The sequence below is a fragment of the Streptomyces flavofungini genome (genome assembly GCF_041028215.1).
Lineage (GTDB): Bacteria > Actinomycetota > Actinomycetes > Streptomycetales > Streptomycetaceae > Streptomyces > Streptomyces flavofungini_B.
The window spans coordinates 1-5,348 of sequence record NZ_JASKYR010000508.1; the positions used below are offsets into that span (position 1 = coordinate 1).

A 5,348-nucleotide genomic window follows, 5' to 3' on the forward strand; every position below is an offset into this window, starting at 1 on the left:
CGTGCTCCCAGAGCCCGCCCGTCTCGGCGCATCCGGGGGGACGTGCTCCCAGAGCCCGCCGTCTCGGCCCATCCGGGGGGACGTGCTCCCAGAGCCCGCCGTCTCGGCCCATCCGGGAGGGGCGGGGCCCCAGAGCATGCCTGAGGCCGCACGGTGTTCCACCGTGTGGACCACCGGCTCCAGTAATGTCGCTCCGTGACACCACGGATCGTGATCAGGTATTCACCCCACGCTGTCGGGACCGTCGTCTCCTTCGCTCTGCTTCTCGTGTCGCTCGGGGCCCTGGCGACGCTCTGTGTGGTCCAGCGGGTGCCGATGGCCGACGCGCTGGTCTACCGCGCGGAGGGCGCCGCCGTCGCCAACGGCCAGGATCTGTACGGGTTCACGGTCACCGAGTGGGAACTTCCCGCTACCTACCCGCCGTTCGCCGCGATCCTCTTCGTGCCGACGACCTGGCTGCCGCCCGCCGCCCTGAAGGCCGTCTTCCTCGCGGGGAACGTGGCGCTGCTGGCGCTGTTCGTCCGCCTCTCCTGCCGACTCGCGCACCTTCCGGCCCGCGCGCCGCTCGTCTGCGCCGCCACCGCGTTCGGTCTCTGGCTCGAACCCGTCTTCCAGACCGTGCTGTTCGGGCAGATCAACCTCGCCCTTGCCTGTCTGGTCCTCTGGGACCTCACCCGGCCGCCGGGCGCCCTCGGCAAGGGCTTCGCGCTCGGGGTCGCCGCGGGGATCAAGCTGACCCCGGCGGTCTTCGTCGCGTACCTGCTGCTGCGGGGGCGGCTGCGCGAGGCCGGGACGGCGGTCGCGGCCTGCGCGGGGACCGTGCTGCTCGGGGCGCTCGTCCTGCCGTCCGCCAGCGTCGACTTCTGGACGCGGCGGCTGTTCGAGACGGGGCGGGTCGGCAAGGCGTGGATCGTCGACAACCAGTCGCTGCAAGGGCTCGTGGCCCGCGTCCTGCACGAGCCGGAGCCGGGGCCCGTCTGGGCCGGTGCGGCGGCCCTGGTGGGAGCGGCCGGGCTGTGGGCGGCCGGGCGGACCCGCGGCGAGGCGCACGGGCTGCTCCTCGCCGCGTTCACCGCCCTGCTCGTCTCCCCCATCAGCTGGTCCCACCACTGGGTGTGGTGCGTGCCGCTGCTCGCCCTGCTCCTCGCGGCGGGCAGGCCACGCCTGGCGGCGGCGGTGGCCGTGCTGTTCACGGCGCGCACCTTCTGGCTGCTGCCGCACGAGGGCGATCTGGACCTGCGGCTGCCCTGGTGGCAGCAGCCGCTGGCATCGCCGTACGCGCTGCTGGCGCTGGCGCTGCTGCCCTGCCTCGGCCTGCTCGGCGCGCGGCCGAGGGCGGGCGGCGGCGCGGTGCCGCTGCCGCGCGCGGGAAGCGCGGGAAGCGGCGTGCCGCGCGAGGCGGGCGGCCCTCAGCCCCCGGCGAGCAGCTCGTCCGCGTCGACGATCCGGTAGGCGTAGCCCTGTTCGGCGAGGAAACGCTGGCGGTGCGCGGCGAAGTCCTGGTCGATGGTGTCGCGGGCCACGACCGAGTAGAAGCGGGCCTCGTGCCCGTCGGCCTTGGGGCGCAGGACGCGTCCGAGCCGCTGGGCCTCCTCCTGCCGGGAGCCGAACGTGCCGGACACCTGGATGGCGACCGTCGCCTCGGGCAGGTCGATGGAGAAGTTCGCGACCTTGGAGACGACGAGGACGGAGATCTCGCCCTGCCGGAAGGCGTCGAAGAGCTTCTCGCGCTGCGCGTTGGTCGTCTCGCCCTTGATGACGGGCGCGTCCAGGTGCTCGCCGAGTTCGTCGAGCTGGTCGATGTACTGCCCGATGACGAGGGTCTGCTCCCCGGCGTGCTTCCTTACCAGCGCCTCCGTCACCTTCCGCTTGGTGGCGGTGGTGGCGCAGAAGCGGTACTTCTCCTCGGCCTCGGCGGTGGCGTACGCGAGCCGCTCGCTGTCGGTGAGGTTGACCCGCACCTCCACGCAGTCGGCGGGCGCGATGTAGCCCTGCGCCTCGATCTCCTTCCACGGGGCGTCGAACCGCTTCGGCCCGATGAGCGAGAAGACGTCCGACTCGCGGCCGTCCTCCCGTACGAGGGTCGCGGTCAGACCGAGGCGGCGGCGGGCCTGGAGGTCGGCGGTGAACTTGAAGACGGGCGCGGGCAGCAGGTGCACCTCGTCGTAGATGACCAGGCCCCAGTCGCGCGAGTCGAAGAGTTCGAGGTGGGGGTAGATGCCCTTCCGCTTCGTCGTGAGCACCTGGTACGTGGCGATGGTGACGGGGCGGATCTCCTTGCGGGTGCCGCTGTACTCGCCGATCTCGTCCTCGGTCAGCGAGGTGCGCTTCACCAGCTCGTGCTTCCACTGGCGGGCCGAGACGGTGTTGGTGACGAGAATGAGGGTGGTGGCCTTGGCCTGCGCCATCGCCCCGGCGCCGACCAGGGTCTTCCCGGCCCCGCAGGGCAGCACGACCACGCCGCTGCCGCCGTGCCAGAAGCCCTCCACGGCCTGCTGCTGGTAGGGCCGCAGGGACCAGCCCGCCTCGTCCAGGTCGATCTTGTGCGCCTCGCCGTCCACGTATCCCGCGAGGTCCTCGGCGGGCCAGCCCAGCTTCAGGAGCGTCTGCTTGATCTGGCCGCGCTCGGAGGGGTGCACGGCGACGGTGTCCGGGTCGAGCCGGGCGCCGACGAGCGGCTGGACCTTCTTGGACCGCAGGATCTCTTCGAGCACCGGACGGTCGGTCGTGGTGAGCACCAGGCCGTGGGTCGGGTGCTTGGAGAGCGTGAGGCGCCCGTACCGCGCCATCGTCTCGGCGACGTCGACGAGCAGCGCGTGCGGCACGGGGTAGCGGGAGAACTCCACGAGGGCGTCCACGACCTGCTCGGCGTCGTGCCCGGCGGCGCGGGCGTTCCACAGGCCGAGCGGGGTGACGCGGTAGGTGTGGATGTGCTCGGGGGCGCGCTCCAGCTCCGCGAACGGGGCGATGGCACGGCGGCAGGCCTCGGCCTGCTCGTGGTCGACCTCCAGCAGGAGAGTCTTGTCCGACTGGACGATGAGGGGTCCGTTCACGCAACCGCCCTTTCATGAGGCCAAACATCCAGTGTGCCGCATCGGCGGACGATCACGGGCGGCTCGCGGGTCAGCGGTCCCGGGGTCCGGTCGCGCGGCGCCCCATTGCGTGGCAGCGCGGTCTTGGCGGGGGCGGGACCCGCTAACGTGAACCGGATGAGCACCGACGAGCCGCAGCCCACGGACAGCGCCAGCGCGAGCGTGACCGCACCGCCGCGCGCCGCGGACACGCCCCGTTCCCTCGCCGAAGCGCTCCGTTCGCGCGCCGACGACGATCTCGCCGCGCTGCTGCACGCCCGCCCCGACCTGCTCAATCCGGTCCCGACCGATCTCACCCAGCTCGCCACGAGGGCCGGGACCCGCGCCTCCGTGGTCCGCGCCCTCGAACGGCTCGACCGGTTCGCGCAGCAGGTCGCGGAGGCGCTGGCCGTGGCGAGCGACCCGGCGCCGTACGAGGAGGTGCTCGCGCTCCTCGCGGGGGACGAGGGCGACCCGGCCGTCGAGCCCGCCCTGCGGCGCGCCCTCGCCACCCTGCACGAGCAGGCCCTCGTCTGGGGCCCCGACGAGCGGCTCCGCCTCGTGCGCACCGCCCGCGAGCTGCTCGCCCCGGCGCCGCAGCACCCGTCGCCGACCGGGCTCGGGCCCACCGTCGCCGAGGCCACGGCCGGCATGTCGCCGACCCGTGTCCAGGACATCGTGGCCGCCGCCGGGCTGCCGACGACGCACGACCCGGTGTCCGCCGTGACGTCGCTGACTGCCCTGTTCACCGACCGGGAGCGCATGTCGGCGCTCCTCGACGAGGCGCCCGCCGAGTCCGTGGAGGTGCTCTCGCGGCTGGTCTGGGGGCCGCCGTACGGACAGGTCACCGCCGATCCGGCGCGCCACCTGCGCTGGCTCCTGGACCGGGGGCTGCTGCTTCCGACCGCGCCCGGCACGGTCGTGCTGCCCCGCGAGGCCGCGCTGCATCTGCGGGCGGGGCGCGCGCACCGCGTCCTCGCACCCGTGCCGCCCGTGGTCGGGACGGCGCGGGAGCACCGTCCACAGGTTGTGGACGCGACGGCGGCCGGACAGGCCTATACGTCGCTCGCCACCGTCGAGGAGCTCCTGAAGGACTGGGACGAGGGCGGCCCCGCGGTGCTGCGCGCGGGCGGGCTCAGCGTGCGCGACCTCAAGCGGACGGCGGTCGCGCTCGATCTGCCGGAGCCGATGGCCGCGTTCTGGGTCGAACTGGCCTACGCGGCGGGCCTGCTCGCCTCCGACGGCGAGGCCGACGAGCGGTACGCGGCGACGCCCGCCTACGACGACTGGCAGGAGCTGCCCGCCGCCGAGCGCTGGGCGGTCCTGGTCACCGCCTGGCTCGCGGCGACCCGGACGGCGGGGCTCATCGGCGGGCGCGACGGCAAGGACCGCACGCTCTCCGCGCTCGGCCCGCACCTGGACCGCTCGGTCGCCCCCGAGGTGCGCCGCCGGGTCCTGACCCTGCTCGCCTCGCTTCCCGAGGGCGCGGCCCCCGACCCCGACACGCTCCTGGCCCGCCTGCACTGGGAACGCCCGACGGCGTCCCGCCGCCCCGCCGACTCCGGCGCCCAGGAGGACCTCCGCACCCGCGTCGCCCACTGGACCCTGACCGAGGCGGAACTGCTCGGCATCACCGGGCGTGGCGCACTGTCCACGCATGGGCGGGCGCTGCTGGGGGACGCCGCCGCCGGAGCCACCGCTGAGGCCACCCGGGCCGCCGGAGCCACCCCGGACGATCAGTCCGTCCTCGCCGCCCGCGCCGCGCGGCTGCTCGCCCCGTTGCTTCCCGAGCCCCTCGATCACGTGCTCCTCCAGGCCGATCTCACCGCCGTGGCCCCGGGCCCGCTGGAGCGGCCGCTCGCCGAGGCGCTAGGGGTGATCGCCGATGTGGAGTCCAAGGGCGGTGCGACCGTCTACCGGTTCACGCCCGGCTCCGTGCGGCGTGCGCTCGACGCCGGGCAGTCGGCGTCCGACCTGCACGCCTTCCTCGCCGCCCACTCCCGGACGCCGGTACCGCAGCCGCTGGCCTATCTGATCGACGACGTGGCCCGCAGGCACGGCCACCTGCGCATCGGCGCCGCCTCGGCGTACGTACGCTGCGACGACGAGGCGCTGCTCGACGAGATCCTGGCCGACAAGCGCTCCCACAGCCTGCGGCTGCGCCGCCTCGGGCCCACCGTGCTCGCCGCCCAGGCCGACCCGGGCACGCTGCTCGAAGGGCTGCGCGGCATGGGCTTCGCGCCCGCCGCGGAGTCCCCGGAGGGCGACGTCCTGATC

The 5,348-nt window shown here is 74.3% G+C and carries 3 protein-coding genes; 2 read left to right on the forward strand and 1 reads right to left on the reverse strand.

The annotated features are described in order from the left end of the window. The first annotated feature begins 258 nt into the window (after positions 1–258). Positions 259–1,452 carry a glycosyltransferase 87 family protein gene (locus AB8Z36_RS28280; RefSeq protein ID WP_440582017.1) on the forward strand — a complete coding sequence of 398 codons (1,194 nt, stop codon included), beginning with the start codon at positions 259–261 and terminating at the stop codon, positions 1,450–1,452. Here AB8Z36_RS28280 and AB8Z36_RS28285 read toward each other — a convergent pair. Beyond that, complete coding sequence (locus AB8Z36_RS28285; RefSeq protein WP_369216216.1) at positions 1,410–3,053, reverse strand: DNA repair helicase XPB; 1,644 nt, start codon at positions 3,051–3,053, stop codon at positions 1,410–1,412. The two genes, AB8Z36_RS28280 and AB8Z36_RS28285, sit on opposite strands and share 43 nt — an antisense overlap. 156 nt (positions 3,054–3,209) lie before the next feature. Between AB8Z36_RS28285 and AB8Z36_RS28290 the strand changes: the two genes are divergently transcribed. Then, positions 3,210–5,348 (forward strand): helicase-associated domain-containing protein (locus AB8Z36_RS28290; RefSeq protein ID WP_369216217.1); only part of this gene is annotated, 2,139 nt, incomplete at its 3' end.